Here is a 19,618-nt window from a genome sequence, read left to right on the forward strand (position 1 = left end):
TCTCAATGGGAAGAATGACATGAAAACTTTAATCAGATTAGCTGTTATTGGTCTTTGTAGTGTTTCAAGTTTAAGTTTTGCATCACATCAAAATACGCAAGAAATACGCATTGATCACTTTGGTACAGGTAGTGATGGAGATAATACGTCAGGTCTTTTATTGAAAGAGCCAATAAAACTGGTGCCTTATTCAAAGCTTGATCAAAATAAGGAGCCGCGAATTGAACATTATGGCACAGGCAATGATGGAGACAATACCACAGGGTTATTATTAGTCGATCATGAAAAGTACTATGCGGCGAACACATCTACTGTGCAAGTTGATACTGTACGTATAGATCATTACGGTACTGGAAATGATGGAGACAATACCACGGGCTTGCTCCTCAAAGATTGATTTACAAAAAATATAGAAGCTTGTTGATAAGTAAGATCAACAAAGATAAAAAAATGGGTGTAATCAATACACCCATTTTTTATTTAAACCAACTAGTATTATTGTGCTGCTTTTTCAGCTGCGATTGAAGCAATTGCTGCATCAATACCGTCAATAGAATCTGCAGCTTTTTTAATACGAGCAAGTGCATCAACAAGTACTTCATCAGCAGTTGCATAAGAAATACGCATATAGCCGCCTAAACCAAAAGCATCACCAGGAACAACAGCAACACCAGTTTCTTCCAACAACCATTCTGAGAATTCTGTGCAAGATTTTAAACCTTTTGCACGAATCAAAGGACGAATGTTGGCATAAGCATAGAATGCGCCATCAGCAGGTAAGCAGCTAATCCCTTGAATTTCATTCAAACCATTCACAACTAAATCATGACGACGTTTGAATGCTTCAATCATCGGTTGAAGTACATCCTGAGGACCATTCAATGCAGCTTCAGCAGCAACTTGTGAAATCGAAGTTGGGTTTGAAGTTGATTGTGATTGGATTTTTTTCATTGCGCCAATCAATTTTGCAGGTCCTGCTGCATAGCCGATACGCCATCCAGTCATTGCATATGCTTTAGATACACCGTTAAGCACGATAACACGCTCATAAAGATCAGGCGCTACAGTCGCAATATTGTAGAACTCATCATCCCAACGGATCGGCTCATACATATCATCAGAAGCAACATAAACTTGAGGATATTTACGGAGCACTTCTGCTAAAGCTTCAAGCTCAGCTTTGCTGTAGATCATGCCTGTTGGGTTTGAAGGGCTATTTAAAACCACCAAACGTGTTTTGTCTGTAATCGCAGCTTCTAGTTGAGCAGGTGTAATCTTGAAACGTTGTTCTTCACCACATTTCACGATGACAGGAACACCTTCAGCAATGATCACCATATCTGGATAGCTTACCCAATATGGTGCTGGAATAATGACTTCATCACCTTTGTTTAACAAAGCAAGTGCTAAGTTAAAGAAAGACTGTTTACCACCACAAGACACTAAAATCTGATTTGCAGCATAGTCAAGATTGTTATCACGTTTTAGTTTCGCAATAATTGCTTTTTTAAGGCCTGGTGTACCATCAACAGCGGTATATTTGGTAAAACCGTTGTTAATCGCTGTAATAGCAGCATCTTTGATGTGTTGTGGGGTGTCAAAATCTGGTTCGCCAGCGCCCAATCCGATTACATTTTTACCCGCAGCTTTTAATTCAGCAGCTTTGTTGGTAACAGCAAGCGTTGGAGACGGTTTGATGGCATTTACACGATCAGAGAGACGTACGTCCACGGCATTATTCCTTCTTATAGGGATTAAAAAAATAAAAAGCACATTATCATAGCCTAATTTTTCATGTTTGGTCGTCTAATATCTATGCAAATTCAATAAATATTCATCAAAAGCAGAAATTAATGTATCAAGAGAATACAAATAAAAGCGAAAGTTTAAGAGCACTCGCATCAAAGCTGAAATTTACGTACAATATAGCCAGTTAAAATTGAGTGAATCACATGAGCACCCAAAATACTCCCAAAAAGAAGCCATTGGTGAATTTACCATTTCCAATGCCATCATCTTTAGAAAATGATGATGATGTTGCCCACAACAACGTCCGTCCTAAACCTGAGCAATATGCAGATCGTACTTGGATGCCACCTCGTGGTACACGCCGTTCGATGGGAAAACGCTAAGTGTTTGAGATATAAAAATAGGTGCTTGATGCACCTATTTTTATAATAAAAATAAAAAAGAAGATTTTTATTAAGGCTATAACATTTATCCTTATAGATTATTAAGCACTACCATTTAACATTTCCGTGACATATTCATAATATTTTTTTTTCTTTTGATACATCAATAAATCTGCACGTTTCAACATATTGTCTATACTTTCATTTGTAGATGTTGTTGCATAACCAATGGCAATACTAATAGGCTGTGACGAATAATATTGATTGTCGATATTGAGTAATTCTTCAATGGTCATAATCATCGATTCGACGGTCTGTTCATTTGCCGCAGGCATAAGAATCACAAACTCATCTCCACCAATACGAGAAGCGGTATAACTTGTATTGGCAATGGTGCGAGTCAGAATGTTGCCCATTCGTCGCAATAATTCATCACCAACATCATGACCCAACTGATCATTGATGGCTTTTAAACCGTTCATATCAATAAAAATAGCTGAAGTCGGACGCAGTACACCACGCTCTAAACGATTAATTTCTTCGGTATAGAACGAACGATTGAATAATTTAGTCAGAACATCATGTTTCCCCAGATATTCCAAATACGTTTCTGCTTTTTTCCGTGCAGTAATATCAGTCAATGCAACTTGCACTAGACTCCAGTCATGTTCATAACCTGGGAAAACAGTAAATTGAAGCAATACATTTCGTACTGAACCATCCAATGCATAATTTACAGCTTCACGTTGATGATGAATTTTACCATTCCAGAGTTCAATCAGTTGCTCACGGAAAGTCTGATACATCTCTTTTGCAAATACTTTGTTTAAGTTTTTAAACAGGGTTTCTTTGTCTTTGGCTTTAAATAAATCAAGGGTTGCTTGATTGACATCCAATAAGATGATGTCTTCGATACACTGGTTTACAAAGTCGGTATGTACATCTAAGAAGGTGCGAAAATCTTCGATACCAATTTCACGGAGTTGGTCTATGCGGAGTCTTACACGACTAAAATCTTCAACCCACAACGAGGTAGGCGAGTAAATAAAGCGAGATTCTGCCAGTTGGCGATTTTTTTCTTCTAAACGGCGCGCATTTTGATAGTCAGTAATATCTTCAGTGGTGATTAATACTCGGTCTAAACTGACTTCTGAACCCGGCATGATGATACCGCGTAATTTGATATCTAATTTTTTGCCTGAGATCGTGTAATTGACGGTGGTATTTGAAAATTCAGCTTCTCCATTCCAAAGCGCAACCAGTTCTTTGATATGTGAATGCAGCATTTCTTTCTGAAAAATAATATTTAAATTCTGATACAGGTGTTGCTGATTTCTGGCTTCAAATAAATCTAAGGTTTTTTTATTGACATGAAGAATCTTAATTTTATGTGCGCAAGCCGTAATCTGATCTGGATTTTCTTCTAAAAAGCTTTGAAGATTTGTGATTCCTTGGCTTTTCCATTGATTAAATTGTTCTCTTACTTCGCTATAGTCCTCTATCCACATCGGGGTAGGTGATATATCAAAAATAGAAGAATCAGAAAATTCCATTATAAGATTCTCGTGTGTTGAGCGGTGATCTAGAATGTTTGAAATATATCCTAAAAAAGAGCGATATAAAATAATAAAATCCAAGTTATTTATTACTTATTGTATTTTATGATCGCTGGTTATCCTTTCATTGGATTTACATTGATGTTGTTTATTTTTAATTAATTTCTTTAATTCTTAAAAGGCATTAATCCGTATTTAATAAATAATATGCTTGCTTATCTTGATACATAATTTGATCTGCTTTTTTTAATAAATCATCAATATTTTTATAATGGCTTGTTGTCGCATAACCAATCGCCACATGAATTGGATGTTGAGGATTGTTCACTCGATCTATCTCTAATTCTTGTTGAATGATCTTCAGTAATGTTTCTATATGCAGGTGATTTGATTCAGGCATAAGAATCACAAATTCATCACCCCCAATGCGTGAAACAGAATAAGGTGTTTTGATGGTGGATTTTTTTAACAGATGCGCAAAACGTTGAATCAGTAAGTCGCCAACATGGTGTCCCTGTAAATCATTCACTCTTTTTAAACCATTGATGTCTAAATACATACATGACAGCGAATTAAATTTTTGAGATTGTAAGCGTTGAATTTCAGCAATAAAAAAGGTTCGATTATATAACTGTGTTAATTGATCATGTTTACTGGCATGTTGCAGGTGATCTTCTAATTTTTTTCGTTCCGTTAAATCGGTAAAGGCAATTTGTACGGTATCCCAGTTATGTTTTGAATCTGGAAAAATAACAAACTGTTCGAGTACATGCAGCAAATCTCCATTGATTGACTGATATTCACATTCTCGTTTAAGTTGATGATGATCATTCCATAAGTGTAATAATTGTTTATGAAAATTTTGTTGATAATTCTCTCTAAAAATATGATTTAAATGCTGATAAAAATGTTGTTCATTGTCGGCATTAAATAAGTCCAGTAAAGCTTGATTTACACCCACTGATCGGATGCTTTCAAAACAAAGAAATAGAAAATCTGGATTTTGCTGAATATATTGATCTAAGTCCGTGACATTATTCGCTACTAATTGATTGAATAATAATTTTATTTTGCTGTAGTCTTTGACCCATAGCGCAGTGGGTGAATGCAAAAATAGGGATTCTGCAATCCGACGTGCATTTTGACATTGAGAGATATCTTCTGTGGTTAATAAAACTCGATCCCAGCTTTGTTTCGCATCCGCTAAAATATTGGCTCTAAGTTGGATATCAATTTTTTTGCCTTTGCAGCTAAGGTTGACCACTTGAATCGAACAGTCCTGATCTTTATTCCAAAGTGCTGAAAAAAATTGGATATGTAAGAGTTCAGTATTTTCGGTATGCATTTCTGGAAATTTTTCTAAAATCTCTGCTAAATCATCAGCTTCATATAAAACCAGAGTGCTTTTATTGATATGAATGGTACGAATCGCCGCCAAACAGGGTTTTAAACGGCTAGTATCTTCCAATAGATGTTGCTTAATATCGGAAATACCTTGCGCAGTCCATTCATCAAATATTTTTTTTATACCACTAAAATCTTGTAGCCACATGGCAATTGGAGACAAATTAAATATCGTTAAATCCATTTGCTCCATATATTTTCCAATATCTCTTTTATTTATTTAGGGATTAATGACATTTTATCAATGCCTTGCGTTGTTTTCTAAGATTGAGTAGGCAAGGCATGAAACCGAGTTGTTCAATTAAAAATAATCAAAGCATTTTACTTTTTAGCCCGATGTTCTGCTTTTGGTGCAGCAATGGTACGCTGACCAGTCCATACTGCAATAAAGTCTGTTTCATTTAAATTATAAAGTTCTAAAAGCGCTAAAATAGCACCTCCAAAAATCATTGAACCTTCTGAATTAGACTGAAATTCAAATATTTTTCCATTTAAATTGTGCAGGATATCTTGTATTTCAAAAATACGATCTCGACCATTACTATCATTTGGATACATTGGCGTATTGAGAATAATCGTAGCAAGGCTTTTTTCAGCTTCAGTTAAATCTAAGCTTTGAATCTTTTGCTCTACATCTGAACTAAAAATGACGTCATCGGTTAAAAAACTATGCAGTAATTTTTGCGTGAGCTTAGGTAAGGTTTTTTCTACAAATGGGCGGAATGAAGCAGGGAAGATTACATTGCGTGAAATCCCTTTAAACATCGGTGCGATTTCTTCGACTTTATAGCCTGCAACGCCACAACCCACTGAAGTAATGAAATATTTCATCTTCGGGTGATTTTTTGTATAGATTTTAAAATCATCAATATAGTGTTGAATTTGTGAAAGGGGCATTTGTTGTAAATGTTCATTCATGGTCGGTATAGCAAAACTTTGTCCTGCCCAGCCACGTCCAACACCTTTGGTTGCACCAAAATGTAAATGTGCTGTTTTTGCCGCACCGCCTTGATGAGTACCCGCCATATTACTACCAAAAACAAACACAGTATCTTCTGGCAAAGTTTTGATTATGCTTTCATCATGATAGTGATATGTCATGTTTTTCAATCTTTTAATTGGCTTGTTTCCATGTTGCTATTGAAATAAAAAAGGGTCAAGGTATTTGTTGAATATTGTGTAAAAAGCCCCATCTAGAATAGGTGTCAATGTATGGGTTTAATTGGTTTCTGTTAAACTACTGTGGCTTCTTCCCGATTGGTTAAAGAGTGAATTATTGTGAGTGAACATCAACCTTTTGAACTTGTTACAAATTATCAACCTGCTGGGGATCAACCACAGGCAATAGCAAAATTAGTCGAAGGCATAAATAAAGGTTTTCACGATCAACTTCTACTCGGTGTAACGGGTTCAGGGAAAACCTATACCATGGCAAATGTGATTGCTCAAACGCAGCGTCCAACCATTGTCATGGCACATAACAAAACTCTTGCTGCACAATTATATGGTGAATTTAAAGCATTTTTCCCCAACAATGCAGTTGAATACTTCGTTAGTTATTATGACTATTATCAACCCGAAGCTTATGTACCATCTTCGGATACTTTTATTGAAAAAGATTCAGCAATCAATGATCACATTGACCAGATGCGTCTCTCTGCTACGCGTGCATTATTAGAACGCCGTGATGCGATTATTGTCGCTTCAGTATCTGCAATCTATGGTTTGGGTGATCCCAATGCTTATATGAGTATGTTATTGCATATTGTGCAAGGGGACAGAATTAGTCGTGATGACATTATTCGCAGACTTGTTGAAATGCAATATACCCGTAATGAGCTGGAATTTTTACGCGGTACTTATCGTATTCGTGGTGAAATTATCGATATTTTCCCTGCTGAATCGGATCAACATGCAGTTCGGGTTGAGTTGTTTGATGATGAAGTCGATTCAATTCGATGGTTTGATCCAATTACCGGGAAAATGGTCCGTAAAGCACCTCGTATAACAATCTACCCAAAAAGCCATTATGTAACACCAAAAGACAATTTACAGCGTGCAATTGGAACGATTCGCGATGAATTGGCTGATCGTTTAGTGTTCTTTAAAGAACATGAAAAACTCCTTGAAGCACAGCGGATCGAACAACGGACTCGTTATGATTTAGAAATGATGCAACAATTGGGTTATACCAACGGTATTGAAAACTACTCACGGCATTTATCTGGTCGCCCAGCGGGTGAAGCCCCTCCGACATTATTTGACTATATCCCTGATGATGCGTTACTGATTATTGATGAATCGCATGTAACTGTTCCACAAATTGGGGCAATGTATAAAGGTGACCGTTCACGTAAAGAAAACTTGGTCAATTATGGTTTCCGTTTACCTAGTGCATTGGATAACCGTCCAATGAAATTTGAGGAATGGGAGCGTATTGTTCCAACCACTATTTATGTCAGTGCAACACCTGCGAAATACGAACTGGAAAAATCTGAACAAGTCGCAGAGCAGGTGGTACGTCCAACTGGATTAGTCGATCCAGAAATTGAAATACGTCCTGTATTGACTCAAGTGGATGATGTGCTTTCAGAAATTAATATCCGTAAAGAACTCGATGAACGTGTTTTAGTCACCACCTTAACCAAGCGGATGGCCGAGGACTTAACTTCATATTTAAAAGAATATGGGGTGAAGGTGGCTTATTTACATTCAGATATTGATACCGTTGAGCGTGTCAAAATTATTCACGAACTGCGGACAGGGGTACATGATGTTCTGGTCGGGATTAACTTGTTGCGTGAAGGTCTGGATATGCCAGAAGTATCGTTGGTTGCCATTCTTGATGCAGATAAAGAAGGTTTTCTTCGTTCTGAACGGTCGTTAATCCAAACCATCGGTCGTGCTGCTCGTCATTTAAAAGGTAAGGCGATTCTATATGCTGACCGTATAACCGATTCGATGCAAAAAGCCATAGATGAAACTGATCGTCGTCGGGCCAAACAAATTCAATTTAATGAAGAGCATGGCATTATTCCGCGCAGTGCTGTACGTCAAGCAATTAAAGAAATTGATACTGGTGAAGTGATCAGTGATGATCAAATTGAAGCAGGTATAAGTGTCCAGCATCAGGCGTTAACTGCAGATGAACGTCACATTTTATCTGATCCAAAACTCTTTACGAAGCACATTAGTAAGCTTGAAAAAGAAATGCTAAAAGCATCTAAAGAGTTGCAATTTGAACAAGCTGCGCGATTACGTGACGAAATTGTGCGTTTAAAAACCAGAATGTTAAAATAATTATCTCTTTGTGGGATGATTACACTTTGGTACTTGCTGTAGCTTTAGTTTGAACAAGGATACATAAAGCTACAGTCTAAGTTTAAATTTCTGATTATTTTATAATAAATAGTAAAAAGTAATGCTGAGGGTATAAGGTGCAATTATTCAAAATATTACCCAATTCTTATGACTTTAAAAAATTAATAATCGTATTCGGGGTGGTTTTTTCCAGCTTTTTTTATCCAAAAGTCTATGCGGAAAATTCGACTTTAGCTGCGATTCCAAAATTGGAATTGGGTCAATATTTAGGGCTATGGTATGAAATCGCCCGTAAACCAATGTATTTTCAAAAAGATTGTAAGTCAGATGTGACTGCACGATATACCGTGAATGAATATGGCAATGTTGCAGTTGATAATCGATGTGTAGATCAAAATGGACAAGAATTACGTTCATTGGGTGAAGCATTTATCAGTAATGAGCCGTTTAATTCAAAATTTAAAGTGAGTTTTATTCCAGAAGCGATTCGTTGGATGCCCGTGGGCCGTGGTGATTATTGGGTATTAAAAATTGATTCAAGTTATCAAATGGCATTGGTGGGAGAACCGAAGCGAAAATATTTGTGGTTACTGTCTAGGGATCCTCATCCAGATGAAGCAAAAGTAACTGAATTTCTTCGTTATGCGCAGACTGTCGGTTTTAACTTAAAAGATTTGATTCGAACCAAGCAGAACGCGCAAGAATAATCAAAAATTTAAGCCGATATATTTTGAATATTTCAATATTTGCAAATCTTGAGTTTGGAAAAATAATTGAATATTCAAATTAATTTTGGGTGAAGATGTTTATAATGCCTAAGAATTTATTTGAAAATCACCGTGAGGCGACAGATGTTTAAGGGCGTCGTATTGTCTGTATTGGCATCTGTAACATTTGGGGTTTTATACTTTTATACCAAATTGCTGGGCGATCTAGATAGTCAACAAACCTTTGGTTGGCGGATTATTGCCACTTTACCATTCCTAACCTTATTTATGTTATTGAGCGGTGATTTTGTTCATGTTAAAACCATTTATCATCGAATGGTCAAACAACCTGCTTTATTACTATTATTGATCATTACTTCTATCTTGACCTGTTTCCAACTCTGGCTTTTTCTTTGGGGGCCGATGAATGGGCGGGGTTTACAAGTATCGCTTGGATATTTTCTTTTACCTTTGGTTCTCGTCCTTGCAGGTAGCATTTTTTATAAAGAGAAATTATCAAAATTCCAAATGGTTGCCGTTGCTTTTGCGGTTCTTGGGGTAGGGCACGAATTATGGCGTTTGGGCAGTATTGCATGGGAAACCCTCAGTGTTGCATTGGGCTATTCGCTTTATTTTCTGGTTCGAAAAACCATTAAAACTGATAATTTAGGTGGTTTTTGGTGGGATATTTTAATTTGTATTCCCATCGCAATTTATTTCACGCAAACCGGATTAGACGCATATAGCCAATTTGCTGATGCACCCGTTTTAATCGTTGTGGTTGCAGGGCTTGGAATACTGAGTGCGATTGGTTTAGGGAGCTATATTTTAGCGAGTCGTCATTTGCCAATGGTCTTATTTGGATTGTTAAGTTATTTAGAACCTGTTTTGTTGGCCTTAGCATCCTTGGCGTTGGGTGAATCTATTTCAGCAGATGAATGGTTTACCTATATTCCAATTTGGTGTGCTGTGGGGGTTTTGGTATTGGAAGGGATTTGGCATCTCTATCAACAAAACAATAAGCGGAAAAATTTAGCCTTGAATATCGAGAAATTAGACGAAAGAATCGGTTAATCAAAAGAAAATAAATTGATAATTGTTGGACTATAATTTTTAAAAGTGTTAAATTTATCTCATTAATCTATGTTTTAATTTGGTTTTTAAGTAGAAAAACGCTGAATATATTATGAACACAACAATAATTCCCTATCAAACAAGGGCAACCTTATTGCAATTAGAGCCTAGTACCGATTTAAACTGGGAACAGGTTTTGTGTGATGTTTTTGATGAAGCCAACATCGAAGTACGCGAAGAAATTGAGCGTCAAATTTTAAGACCGAAAGAAATTCGATGGAACAAAGGTAATAACAGCTTTGAATTTAAAATTACAAATTCATTAGAAAATTTAAAATATAGCTTTGAAAATGAGCGAATGCGTTCCATTGCAACCAAATTGAGCAACTCAATCAATTGGTTAAAAAATATTACAGATAGTATTCAGATCGCAGACTATTTAGAAAATGCGTTGTATCAAATAGATTTGATTTCGGTGGATGATCATCTAAATTTACAACGAGAAAAATTACTGATTCGTCGTGTTTTTTTACAAGATGTGGCGAAATTGATCCGCACATTAAATATTGAAGCGCCAGAAGGTATTCGTAACTTAACTTCTGATCAAATTAAATGTTTTATTATTGAAGTGTTTATTAAGCAACAATTATTGGGCTATTGGTTTAAGCCATTATTGACCAAATCATCTGAATTAATGAAACGTCCTTTTTTTAAGTATTTTATTTTAAGAGAACAACGGATTCGTAAGTTTGATATTGTTAAAACCTCTGAATTTATCTATTTAATTGCACCAATTGAAAATTTTGAACAGAATCCTTATTCGATTCGACGCTTTTTGTTTGAAGAAAATATTGAATATAAAAATCAGGTCTATGTAACGGGTTTGGTACTTGATACAGATCAAATGAGTGAAAGTGAATATCGAGATAGCACTGACCTTTTGATTCAGAAAATGGTCACAATTCAGCATCAAGTTCATAGGGATGTGATTGAAATTGTGCAAGAATTTGAAGATTTCACAGAAAACAAACTCTTGCCATTTTTAATGGAACCACTCGGAATGGTGGGGAAAAATAGTGATACGGTTGCACAAAATCATATCAAAACCATTGAACAGTTGCTCACGGCCAATTTGTTGATGCCGTTAAGAAATGCGGTTAAAAGCGATTTATCACATATTGAAGAATTTGAATATTTGTTTATGAGTGTGCATCGAATATTTTCTGAAATTTTATCGCATTATCGTGACTTTAAAGAACAGCCCGCATTATTTTTTAATTCTCATGTACAACTGTTTGAATATCGTTTGCTGGCTTATCTAAAGCTATTGGAAAAGCGTAAAGATGAAATTTTTATTCCAATGAGCCCGCGAGAATGGCAAGTGATGCATGAACGCTCTCAACAACCGATTAGAAAACTTCAAGAAATTATCGCAGAGCAAGTGAAAGATTATAGGGCTTTAGACAGCTATGTTAAGCAATTAAAGAATGAACAACATGAAGTAGAAGGCTCACTGTTAAAAAAAATGATCAAAGGCGGGAAAGTTGAAAAGGATATTGTTCAAGCAAACCATGCCGCAATGTTGATAAAAAAACAAACCTATTTAGAGGTATTAACTGTTCCTAAAGGTTTAGCAAAGTATAGTGTATTTATTGAGTTTGAAAGCCTGACTTCAATGAGTGAATTGGAGCGCCATTATGCATTTCCTTCAGGGGACAATGGCATTATTCGCTTTCCTTATTTAATGAAGCTGCCTGAAAATTTAGCTGATTTTGATTTGGAAGAGTTTAATGCGTCGATTAATGATGATTAAAGCGCGTGTTAGGGACTGAGTAGAAAGCTCAGACTGAGCGCGATAATGGGGTTTTTAACGATACAATATCAGCTTTATTTTTGTTTTGTCTGGTTTAACTTTGTTCTTATCTACTTTATTTTTCCAGTTCCTCTGGTAAAGTCAATATCAATACTAAAATTCTACATAGATGCAAAAAACTAAAATGGCTGAAATATTGTTTAGAGATCAAGGCATAATTTAAAATAAAATAGCCAGTATGACAAAATATTATAAAAATGTATCACGATTTGATTTCAACTAAATGAGAATTACATTACAATTATGGGGTTTAAAAATCCATGTCTAGATATACATAAATAGAGGACGTATCTGTGAGCAAAGACACTATCATCGCCCTACATGCAGAGCACCAAGGTCGCTGGAAAAACCGTGAAGAAATCGCGGAACGTATGATTGCATTAATCGGTCAATTATACCGTGAAAAAAACATTGTGACTTCTGTGTACGGTCGTTCTTTAGTGAACCGTTCAGTAATTCAAATCCTTAAAGCGCACCGTCGTACACGTATGATGGATGTTGAGCTTTCTGTTGTACATACATTCCCTATTTTAGAAGCTTTAGCGAAATTAGATAATATCGGTTCTGCTGAAGTTGATTTAGGTAAACTTGCAGTTGAATATAAAGAAAAGGGTGGCGATATTGATGCATTTGTTGCTCAAGCTGTTCAATCTTTAGATGGTCGTCCTGCGCAAGTTGAGCCTAAAGATGTTGTTCTTTATGGTTTTGGTCGTATTGGCCGCATTTTAGCGCGTTTAATCATTAGCCAATCAGGTCTTGGCCGTGGTTTAAGCCTTAAAGCGATCGTTGTGCGTAAATCATCTGATGGCGATTTAGAAAAACGTGCTTCATTGTTACGTCGTGACTCAATTCATGGTCCATTTGCAGGAACAATTTCTGTTGATGAGCAAAATGAAGCAATCATTGCAAATGGTAACTTTATCAAAGTGATCTATGCGTCTAGCCCTGCTGAAGTTGATTACACAGCTTATGGTATTGACAATGCTTTAGTGATTGATAACACGGGTAAATGGCGTGATATCGATGGTTTATCTCAACACCTTAAATGCCCTGGCGTAAGTCGTGTTGTGCTTACAGCGCCTGGTAAAGGTGATATGAAGAATGTCGTGTTTGGTGTTAACCAAGCGGACATCATTGATTCAGACAAAATCATTTCTGCTGCAAGCTGTACAACTAACGCGATCACACCAGTTTTAAAAGTGTTAGAAGACAAATACAAAGTGATTAATGGTCATGTGGAAACTGTTCACTCATTTACAAATGACCAGAACTTGATTGACAACTACCACAAAGCGGATCGCCGTGGTCGTGCTGCAACTCTGAATATGGTCATTACAGAAACAGGTGCTGCAAAAGCTGTTGCAAAAGCATTACCTCAGTTACAAGGTAAATTAACAGGTAATTCAGTACGTGTTCCAACACCAAACGTTTCACTTGCTATTCTTAACTTAACACTTGAGAAAGAAGTAGATCGCGAAGAAGTGAACGAATATATTCGTCAAATCTCGATCAACTCTAACCTTCAAGGTCAAATTGGCTATACCAACTCTACAGAAGTTGTATCGTCTGACTTTATTGGTTCACGTACAGCGGGTGTATTTGATGCACAAGCTACAATTACTTCTGGTAACCGTTTAACAGCTTACGTTTGGTACGATAACGAAGTTGGTTATAGCTGCCAAGTACTGCGTATTGCTGAACAAGTATGTGGCGTAAGCTATCCGAAAGTACCGGCTGAAACAAATGCATAATTTGTCATAGTCGTCGAAAAGGAGCTTCAAATGAAGCTCCTTTTTTTATATTCAAAATTGATGATATATGGTTAAATTCAAATGAAAATTACCATTTATCTTGGCAATTTGACTAAAAACATTTGATTAAGAAATTAGAGAAAATAAAATGAGAACAAAAATCTTATCCATCATGATGTTATTTACTTGTTTTGCTACACATGCCAAATCCTTAGAATTACGTCCTTTATTAAAAGACCGTTTTGAACAAAACTGTGCAATTCGGCAGCAATATGATTTTCATAATGAAAATACAGAACTGATTGCACCACTTGAACACTATACGATTGATGTGAAATATGTGGATAAACAGGTTTATGACTCAACCATTTATAAGTTAAAAAATGTCACTTATGCTGGAATCCCTATTCGCAAAATAGAGTTTAGTTTTGGTCGTCCAGCGCAACAATACAATGAATATTTATATTTTGATCTGAGTACTACAGCAGCAAAGCAGCGATTTAAAACCCTAAGATTCAAACAACAGCATGAAAAAGGTGATGTGAGTGTTGAGTATAAAAATAATACAGCAATTGTGCAGTGCTATTGGTTAGCTGATTTTTCGAAATAATCCGTAGATTAGATATCAATTGTTTATTAATTAAACAAAATTCTTCGACTTTTATACATAAAAACGCATATTAATTCACATAAGTATTTAAAATAAAAAATAATTAAGGATAAAAATTAAGGACAGGATTTTGCAGTTGAAGCAAGTTATGGCAGGAGTTGCCTTTATTCTTATTGCTACAGTGTGTGGTGTATTGATTGCAATCTGGGTATTTAAACATTTTAATATTTATATACCACTTGAAAATCAAGCTGTACGTATCGATTTAAAAGAACCTTTACAAGCCAAAGTACAAATTCATGATGCATTAGATGTGGATGTTAAAGGGAAAGTGAAAGCTGAAATTCCTATTCATGAAAAGCTAAATTTACCGATTACACAAACTTTAACGCCACATGTGTATTTTGATAATGAAGTCCCGATTCAAACCACAATTCCTGTGAATGAAGTGATCAAAATTAATCAGGATATGCCGATTGATACCAAGGTTAAAGTCACTGTTTTAGGCAAAGATATTACTTTACCGTTAAAAGGGAACATCCCGATTCATATGGATGTGCCGATTAATTTACAAGTGCCACTCAACCAAAATATTCATTTAAAGTTTGATGCACCTGTAAAGGTTTTACTTAAAGAAAATTTACATGTGCCACTTGATGCGACATTAAAAACCAATATTCCAATTCAAGGCCACCTCAATGTTCCAATTAAATCAGCACTTCAAGCAACAGTAGATGTTCAAAATACATTACCGGTAAAAATTGAAAAAGGGCAGCTTAAAATTCCGCTCAATAGTTTAAGGCTATCACGTCGCGATCATCCGCCAGTAGAACCACAACAGCCACAGTCCGAAGCTTTAAAATAGGGTGGTATGGAAATGTGGATCTTTAAATCTATACGAAATTTGTTGTTCACTTTTATCAGCGTCGTGTTGCTCATTGCACTGTGCGTTTGGTTGTATTTGAATATTCATGCCTCAATGCAGGTTTCTGCACAAAGCGCACAAATTCAATTGTCGGAATCTTTACCGACAAAAATCCATGTGGGGAATTATTTACAAACACATGCACAAGGCGCTTTAGATACTGAGTTGACGATTGACCGTGAGTTGGCTTTACCTTTGAAAGGCAAATATTTGGCTAATTTAAGTTTTGTTGTGACAACGCCGATTGAGGTTGAGCTTGATTATGAGACTGATATTCAGATTGAAACGCTAATGCCATTAGAAACAACCACGGACTTGGTTTATCAAAATAAACTGTTGCCTCAATTTCCTTTAAAAGTGGATATTCCGATTAAACTTTCGGTGCCATTTAAGTTAAAACGACGTTATCAAGTTCCGATCAAGATTATGTTTGATGGACCAGTTTATTTAGAATTTGATGAAGTGATTCATTTATATGTTAAGCATAAACTTAAGCCAATACTGAATATTAATGATCCAATGACGATGAAAAAAATTGCGGTGTTCCGTGCAACCATGTACAACACAGAAAGGCAGTCCCTCGCAGATCTAGAGATGAATATCGATTTCCCTATCAAAAATATTCATCCTTAATTACTCAGTAGAGCGTGGGCTTAAATTTTGTATTAAGCCCATGCTTATCTTTATAAATGCCTAAAATAAAGCTTTAACCTGATCCTGAATATGCGTTGTTTTACGACCAATCAAATATTCTAAGTCTTTACTTTCACTATACATTGCACCATTTACAGTCTGTACATCTGCGTCAACAATAACCGCTACCAGTGCTTGAGGTAACCCTGCCTTAATAAGTGCCTGAGTATAATCTTCTGGGCTGATATCTTGATACTGTACAGTTTTACCTGATGCCAAAGCGATATAAGAGGCTAAATCTGCAAGGGTAAAATGATTTGAACCTGCAAGCTCATAGGTTTTATTTTCATGACCTGAGAAAGCAAGGACTTTGGCTGCAGCTTCGGCATAATCTAAACGAGAAGCTGAACTGATTTTTCCATTTTGAGCGCTGCCGTAAAGTGTTCCTGTTTCCGCAGTATGCTTAACGTTGCCAAGATAATTTTCGCTATACCAATTGTTGCGTAAAAATGTATATTTCAAACCGCTTTGCAGAATGAGAGCTTCTGTTTCACGATGTTCTTGTGCTAAACCGAGTGGGTTATCTGTTGCATTGAGTAAGCTGGTATAGGCAATGTATTCAACTTTGGCTGCGACTGCTGCATCTATAACTGCTTTATGTTGTGGGGTGCGACGACCAATTTCATTGGCTGAAATTAAAAGTAATTTATCTACATTGTGTAAAGCAGGTATTAATGTTTCAGGTTGATCATAGTTAAATAGGCGAAGTTCACTCCCTTGTTGTTTAAGCGACTGTGCTTTATCTATATTTCGAACCAGCGCTACAATATTTTCAGCGGCAGTATGTTGAAGTAAGGCTTGGATCACCAATTGTCCAAGTTGACCCGTTGCACCTGTAATTGCGATTTTCATAATTTCACCTTTAAATATGATTTAAATTGGATGTTTTTTAAACTTGATGTTATGATCATAATCATTAAACTTACTATATGTAAGTACGTACCTAAAAGTAAGCTAATTACTGTGTAGAGAGAATTTATGAGCATCTATGCTTCAAGTGATTTAATTGGTCAAGTTTTATCCAGCCAGTGTCCATCTAGAGAAATATTGGAGCATTTAACTAGCAAATGGTCTGTATTGGTTTTACGTTGTTTAAATGATGGCGTACAACGTTTTAGCGAACTGCGTAATCGAATTGAGGGAATCAGCGAAAAAATGCTTGCACAGACATTAAAAGTGCTTGAACAAGATGGCTTTATATTGAGAACGGTTTACCCTGAAGTACCACCCAAAGTAGAGTATCAATTGACGATTTTAGGTGCACAAGCGGCTGAAAAATTAAACTATTTGATTGGTTGGATCGAGCGCAGTTTGCCCGATATCTTAGAGAATAAACAGAGATTGCAAAAGTAAAACTCAGTTGATTTTATACTCACCAAGAACTTGATCGCTAAGTGAGTATATTGGAAGGGAGGGAGGCCTTATTCTTGAGGATGATTCTCTTTTGCCGTAGCTTTTAAAGAGACTAGCCCTGTCATGATTGCACCAATGGTGGCTAAGAACATATCTTTATGCGCATCCCATATATCACCTTGTTGTCCATTGTAGTTTTCAGCTTCTTCAGGAGATAGGCCAATAGCAATCCACCATTCAATCCATTCATAAAATAAACTGGTTGCCATAACAAATTGAATGACCAATAAAAATAAGGTTTTAGGCTTTAAGTTGGGTAACCAAACTTGGAAAATTCGGTAGAAAAATGGGTAAAGGAATAAACCATAGAATAAGTGTACAAAGCGGTCAAACATGTTACGTGTCCAACCCATTGCTTGATTGAGATCAAAATGTAAGTATTTGATTGACCAATCATTATAAGGCACATAAGAATAAAGATAATGTGCGGCAATGACATGAATCACCAAGAAGAGGATATACAATAAAAATGATGAAAATGTCAGTCCTATTTTCTTTAAACAGAAAAACAGGGTAATCAGCATGAGCAAGGTGCCAACCTGATGCAGCATGTAGGATGGGTATTCTAAAGGATTGATACTGGCAAGAATGATTGCGATTGCAAGAACAGCAAGTACAAGCCAATGTTTTTTTGTTAAGGTATGATAAATCATTATGGTATTTTCTAAAAATTATTACTGCGCATTGTAATCAAAATGCAAAAAAAATGCGAAGCATCGGCTTCGCATTTTTTAGGTCTTTTAGAAGATTAAGAGCTTAGATTTTAGCAATCAAATCTTTAATTTGTTTGGCTTGATCCGCAGCATTACCTGTGTAAGATGCAGGGGTCATTTCAGCCAAACGTGCACGATCAGCAGCAGGTACAGCTTCAAGTTCAGTGCCATTGACAAAATCAACCATCATGTCACGTGTCATCGCTTGACCACGAGTCAATGCTTTTAATTTTTCATATGGTTTTTCAACTGCATAGCGGCGCATTACAGTTTGGATTGGTTCAGCCAATACTTCTTGAGCATGATCAAGGTCTTCAAGAATACGTGCTGCATTAAGCTCAAGTTTACCAATACCTTTTGAACATGCTTCAAAAGCAATTAAACTTTGTGCCAAGCCAACACCCATGTTACGCAATACAGTCGAGTCTGTAAGGTCACGCTGCCAACGAGAAATTGGTAATTTTTCGCCTAAATGGGCTAATACTGCATTGGCAATGCCCAAGTTACCTTCAGAGTTTTCAAAATCAATTGGATTGACTTTGTGAGGCATTGTAGAAGAACCGACTTCACCTTCTTTTAAACGTTGTTTAAAGAAGCCTAAAGAGATATAACCCCAAACGTCACGGTTAAAGTCGATTAAAATTGTGTTAAAACGACGTAAAGCATCGAACAATTCCGCGATGTAATCGTGTGGTTCGATTTGAGTTGTATAAGGGTTGAAAGTTAAACCGAGTGATTCAACAAATGCTTGCGAGTGAGCAGGCCAGTTGATTTCAGGATAAGCAGAGTAGTGTGCGTTGTAGTTACCCACTGCACCATTAATTTTGCCCAATAATTCAACTTGTTTAAACTGTTTGATTTGACGCGCTAAACGATATGCAACGTTGGCCATTTCTTTACCCAAAGTAGTTGGGCTCGCAGTTTGACCATGGGTGCGTGATAGCATTGGTTGTTCTGCATGTGTTTCAGCTAAAGCCACAATAGAATCAACAATTTGTTGCATAGCAACAACTAACACTTCACGACCATTTTTCAACATCAAAGCGTGAGAAAGGTTGTTGATGTCTTCTGAAGTACAAGCAAAGTGAATAAATTCGCCTGCATTTTTAAGCTCATCAATATGTGCAATTTTTTCTTTTAAGAAATATTCAACCGCTTTTACATCATGGTTAGTGGTACGTTCAATCTCTTTAATGCGGTTAGCATCATCTTCAGAAAATTGAGTAACAATCGCATCTAAAGCGGTATTGGTTGCAGCAGAAAAAGCTGGAACTTCTGTGATTTCAGGACGATTTGCAAGCGCTTGTAACCAACGCACTTCAACAGTCACACGAGCATGGATTAGACCAAACTCAGAGAGGTAAGGGCGTAATGCATCACATTTGCTTGCATAGCGTCCGTCTAGTGGAGAAAGTGCGGTTAAAGCGTTCATAAAGATTCCTTAAA

18 protein-coding genes are annotated in these 19,618 nt (G+C 36.4%); 11 read left to right on the forward strand and 7 right to left on the reverse strand.

Going from position 1 to position 19,618, the window contains the following annotated elements:
• The first annotated feature begins 19 nt into the window (after positions 1 to 19).
• Positions 20 to 397 (forward strand): hypothetical protein, encoded by a 378-nt coding sequence (locus AS4_RS08310; RefSeq protein WP_004820668.1) that lies wholly within the window; start codon positions 20 to 22, stop codon positions 395 to 397.
• Positions 398 to 495: 98 nt separating this feature from the next.
• On the opposite strand, the gene AS4_RS08315 is transcribed toward AS4_RS08310, so the two are convergent.
• Positions 496 to 1,731, reverse strand: a complete 1,236-nt coding sequence (locus tag AS4_RS08315) for a pyridoxal phosphate-dependent aminotransferase (RefSeq protein ID WP_004820670.1) — start codon at positions 1,729 to 1,731, stop codon at positions 496 to 498.
• A gap of 221 nt (positions 1,732 to 1,952) precedes the next feature.
• On the opposite strand from AS4_RS08315, the gene AS4_RS08320 reads away from it, so the two are divergent.
• Positions 1,953 to 2,132: a hypothetical protein gene (locus tag AS4_RS08320; RefSeq protein WP_004721316.1), complete on the forward strand. Its 180-nt coding sequence runs from the start codon at positions 1,953 to 1,955 to the stop codon at positions 2,130 to 2,132.
• Between the two features lie 101 nt (positions 2,133 to 2,233).
• Here AS4_RS08320 and AS4_RS08325 read toward each other — a convergent pair whose 3' ends face one another.
• The 3 genes from AS4_RS08325 to AS4_RS08335 form a co-directional block, all read right to left on the reverse strand.
• Positions 2,234 to 3,685 (reverse strand): sensor domain-containing diguanylate cyclase, encoded by a 1,452-nt coding sequence (locus AS4_RS08325; protein WP_096733842.1) that lies wholly within the window; start codon positions 3,683 to 3,685, stop codon positions 2,234 to 2,236.
• Between the two features lie 187 nt (positions 3,686 to 3,872).
• Positions 3,873 to 5,276, reverse strand: coding sequence for a sensor domain-containing diguanylate cyclase (locus AS4_RS08330; protein ID WP_227548149.1), 1,404 nt, complete (start codon positions 5,274 to 5,276; stop codon positions 3,873 to 3,875).
• Positions 5,277 to 5,413: 137 nt separating this feature from the next.
• Entirely contained in the window at positions 5,414 to 6,193 is a 780-nt protein-coding gene (locus AS4_RS08335) for an A1S_2505 family phage non-structural protein (protein ID WP_096733844.1), read from the reverse strand.
• Between the two features lie 177 nt (positions 6,194 to 6,370).
• Between AS4_RS08335 and uvrB the strand changes: the two genes are divergently transcribed.
• The 8 genes from uvrB (at position 6,371) to AS4_RS08375 (ending at position 15,986) form a co-directional block, all read left to right on the forward strand.
• Entirely contained in the window at positions 6,371 to 8,392 is a 2,022-nt protein-coding gene (gene uvrB / locus AS4_RS08340; protein WP_096733845.1) for an excinuclease ABC subunit UvrB, read from the forward strand.
• Between the two features lie 137 nt (positions 8,393 to 8,529).
• Positions 8,530 to 9,120 carry a lipocalin family protein gene (locus AS4_RS08345; protein ID WP_034613701.1) on the forward strand — a complete coding sequence of 197 codons (591 nt, stop codon included), beginning with the start codon at positions 8,530 to 8,532 and terminating at the stop codon, positions 9,118 to 9,120.
• 144 nt (positions 9,121 to 9,264) lie between these two features.
• Positions 9,265 to 10,194 carry an EamA family transporter RarD gene (rarD, locus tag AS4_RS08350; RefSeq protein WP_034613698.1) on the forward strand — a complete coding sequence of 310 codons (930 nt, stop codon included), beginning with the start codon at positions 9,265 to 9,267 and terminating at the stop codon, positions 10,192 to 10,194.
• 112 nt (positions 10,195 to 10,306) lie between these two features.
• Positions 10,307 to 12,007, forward strand: a complete 1,701-nt coding sequence (locus AS4_RS08355; RefSeq protein WP_096733846.1) for a hypothetical protein — start codon at positions 10,307 to 10,309, stop codon at positions 12,005 to 12,007.
• A gap of 353 nt (positions 12,008 to 12,360) precedes the next feature.
• Positions 12,361 to 13,818 (forward strand): glyceraldehyde-3-phosphate dehydrogenase, encoded by a 1,458-nt coding sequence (locus tag AS4_RS08360; protein WP_096733847.1) that lies wholly within the window; start codon positions 12,361 to 12,363, stop codon positions 13,816 to 13,818.
• A 148-nt stretch (positions 13,819 to 13,966) separates the two neighbouring features.
• Complete coding sequence (locus AS4_RS08365) at positions 13,967 to 14,428, forward strand: hypothetical protein (protein WP_096733848.1); 462 nt, start codon at positions 13,967 to 13,969, stop codon at positions 14,426 to 14,428.
• 130 nt (positions 14,429 to 14,558) lie between these two features.
• Complete coding sequence (locus tag AS4_RS08370; RefSeq protein WP_096733849.1) at positions 14,559 to 15,293, forward strand: MFS transporter; 735 nt, start codon at positions 14,559 to 14,561, stop codon at positions 15,291 to 15,293.
• A gap of 12 nt (positions 15,294 to 15,305) precedes the next feature.
• Complete coding sequence (locus AS4_RS08375; RefSeq protein WP_096733850.1) at positions 15,306 to 15,986, forward strand: hypothetical protein; 681 nt, start codon at positions 15,306 to 15,308, stop codon at positions 15,984 to 15,986.
• A gap of 60 nt (positions 15,987 to 16,046) precedes the next feature.
• Here AS4_RS08375 and AS4_RS08380 read toward each other — a convergent pair whose 3' ends face one another.
• Positions 16,047 to 16,898, reverse strand: coding sequence for an SDR family oxidoreductase (locus AS4_RS08380; RefSeq protein WP_096733851.1), 852 nt, complete (start codon positions 16,896 to 16,898; stop codon positions 16,047 to 16,049).
• Between the two features lie 126 nt (positions 16,899 to 17,024).
• Between AS4_RS08380 and AS4_RS08385 the strand changes: the two genes are divergently transcribed.
• Positions 17,025 to 17,399 carry a winged helix-turn-helix transcriptional regulator gene (locus tag AS4_RS08385; protein ID WP_004721299.1) on the forward strand — a complete coding sequence of 125 codons (375 nt, stop codon included), beginning with the start codon at positions 17,025 to 17,027 and terminating at the stop codon, positions 17,397 to 17,399.
• A gap of 68 nt (positions 17,400 to 17,467) precedes the next feature.
• Here the strand turns inward: AS4_RS08385 and AS4_RS08390 are convergent, their stop codons facing one another.
• Together AS4_RS08390 and purB are read right to left on the reverse strand one after the other, a co-directional pair.
• The gene (locus AS4_RS08390) at positions 17,468 to 18,112 is read right to left on the reverse strand and encodes a DUF2238 domain-containing protein (RefSeq protein WP_096733852.1); all 645 of its coding nucleotides are present in this window, start codon (positions 18,110 to 18,112) and stop codon (positions 17,468 to 17,470) included.
• 103 nt (positions 18,113 to 18,215) lie between these two features.
• Positions 18,216 to 19,604: an adenylosuccinate lyase gene (purB, locus tag AS4_RS08395; RefSeq protein ID WP_096733853.1), complete on the reverse strand. Its 1,389-nt coding sequence runs from the start codon at positions 19,602 to 19,604 to the stop codon at positions 18,216 to 18,218.
• Between the last annotated feature and the right edge of the window lie 14 nt (positions 19,605 to 19,618).

The organism is Acinetobacter guillouiae, from assembly GCF_002370525.2.
GTDB classification, from domain to species: Bacteria; Pseudomonadota; Gammaproteobacteria; order Pseudomonadales; family Moraxellaceae; genus Acinetobacter; species Acinetobacter guillouiae.

Excerpts from the sequence above, each read along its gene's own strand:
- AS4_RS08310 (WP_004820668.1), top strand. The coding sequence starts at position 20 with ATGAAAACTTTAATCAGATTAGCTGTTATTGGTCTTTGTAGTGTTTCA.
- AS4_RS08320 (WP_004721316.1), top strand. The coding sequence starts at position 1,953 with ATGAGCACCCAAAATACTCCCAAAAAGAAGCCATTGGTGAATTTACCA.
- AS4_RS08325 (WP_096733842.1), bottom strand. The coding sequence starts at position 3,685 with ATGGAATTTTCTGATTCTTCTATTTTTGATATATCACCTACCCCGATG.
- AS4_RS08330 (WP_227548149.1), bottom strand. The coding sequence starts at position 5,276 with ATGGATTTAACGATATTTAATTTGTCTCCAATTGCCATGTGGCTACAA.
- AS4_RS08335 (WP_096733844.1), bottom strand. The coding sequence starts at position 6,193 with ATGACATATCACTATCATGATGAAAGCATAATCAAAACTTTGCCAGAA.
- rarD (WP_034613698.1), top strand. The coding sequence starts at position 9,265 with ATGTTTAAGGGCGTCGTATTGTCTGTATTGGCATCTGTAACATTTGGG.
- AS4_RS08355 (WP_096733846.1), top strand. The coding sequence starts at position 10,307 with ATGAACACAACAATAATTCCCTATCAAACAAGGGCAACCTTATTGCAA.
- AS4_RS08365 (WP_096733848.1), top strand. The coding sequence starts at position 13,967 with ATGAGAACAAAAATCTTATCCATCATGATGTTATTTACTTGTTTTGCT.
- AS4_RS08375 (WP_096733850.1), top strand. The coding sequence starts at position 15,306 with ATGTGGATCTTTAAATCTATACGAAATTTGTTGTTCACTTTTATCAGC.
- AS4_RS08380 (WP_096733851.1), bottom strand. The coding sequence starts at position 16,898 with ATGAAAATCGCAATTACAGGTGCAACGGGTCAACTTGGACAATTGGTG.
- AS4_RS08385 (WP_004721299.1), top strand. The coding sequence starts at position 17,025 with ATGAGCATCTATGCTTCAAGTGATTTAATTGGTCAAGTTTTATCCAGC.
- AS4_RS08390 (WP_096733852.1), bottom strand. The coding sequence starts at position 18,112 with ATGATTTATCATACCTTAACAAAAAAACATTGGCTTGTACTTGCTGTT.
- purB (WP_096733853.1), bottom strand. The coding sequence starts at position 19,604 with ATGAACGCTTTAACCGCACTTTCTCCACTAGACGGACGCTATGCAAGC.